Annotated in this window: 1 protein-coding gene; it reads right to left on the bottom strand. The window is 35.7% G+C overall.

What is annotated here, in order from left to right; all coding sequences use genetic code 11:
- Window positions 1-32 precede the first annotated feature (32 nt).
- A complete protein-coding gene (locus tag ACFIKD_RS09510) occupies window positions 33-686 on the bottom strand; it encodes a hypothetical protein (RefSeq protein ID WP_375634883.1) in 654 nt (217 codons plus the stop codon).
- Window positions 687-1142 lie beyond the last annotated feature (456 nt).

Below are 1142 nucleotides of genomic sequence, written 5' to 3'. Positions count from 1 at the left end.
AAAGCAGGCGCCCCCCGCACCTGCTATTTTATTTACGCAACATCCTCATACTCATCACGAAAATAATCATCATCACTACCAAATCTTGGAATTGCCTCATCATGAATTTGATCATATTCAGTTAAAGAGGCGGCGCTATGAATACAAGAATCGCCAGATACATAAGCACCACAAACCACGGCATCATCAACGACATAGGAATAATCACAAATATAAGCACCATCACTTATTTTTGCATTGCCACCGACATGAGCATTATCACAAATAACAGATGAATCAGAAATATGAGCATGTCCACTTACAGAGGCGTTATCATAAATTTTTGCATTACCTTCAATTACAACAGCGTTTTGAATATGGGCGTTGCCATAAACCTCACAATAATCATTTATTGTCATGCCTTCAAAAATAGCATTGCCATAAATTTGTGCATCACCATAAACGTCTACAAAAAAGCTTTTCACTTTACCATTTTCATAAACCCTTGCATTTTGAAAAACGCGTGCTTTATCGTAAACCCAGCAATTTCCCTCATGAGATAAGTTGCTTTCCTTTTCAATATAACCACCAAGATCACCAGCCTTGACATCATCAAAATCTCTTAAGGCTCTAATTCGAGTTAAGAAATGACCATCGATATATTCACAATCATCAATAAATTCATATTTTTTTGAGATAGCGTTCATAATGAACTCCTTACGGTTTAAAAGTTTTGAATTGACACCCTATAAGGCGTCGGGCGTTCAAAACACGGCCGTAAGTCCGTTGTTATGCTTTTCCCTAAAAGGGTGTTGTATGGCATAACCACACCCGACAAAATCACTATATATGCTAATAAAAGCATAAAAGACAGTCAGTTTCTGAAAGCAAGAAAAGATTTTTTTGTCATCTGTTTTCTTACGGCTTAGTGTTTTGATCACTTAAGTATTAATATAGTAAAATACCCATTTATTGTCAACTGTTTTTTTGTCTTTTTTTGGCATTTTTTATAATATTTTCAAATATTTATCTCATAAAATAGCTTATAATTTTTATCTCTTTCTTTTGTAGGATATGCCCCTAAAAGCTCACCCTTTTAATCATGATTTCGGAGCCGCGTGAGATGGACGAAACAAGCCGTTAGGTTCTTTGTCAAGGACGCC

Origin of the sequence: Bartonella sp. CR84HXZ (genome assembly GCF_042194535.1) — a bacterium.
Taxonomy (GTDB): domain Bacteria; phylum Pseudomonadota; class Alphaproteobacteria; order Rhizobiales; family Rhizobiaceae; genus Bartonella; species Bartonella grahamii.
This window is presented reverse-complemented; position numbering and strand designations above follow the sequence as displayed.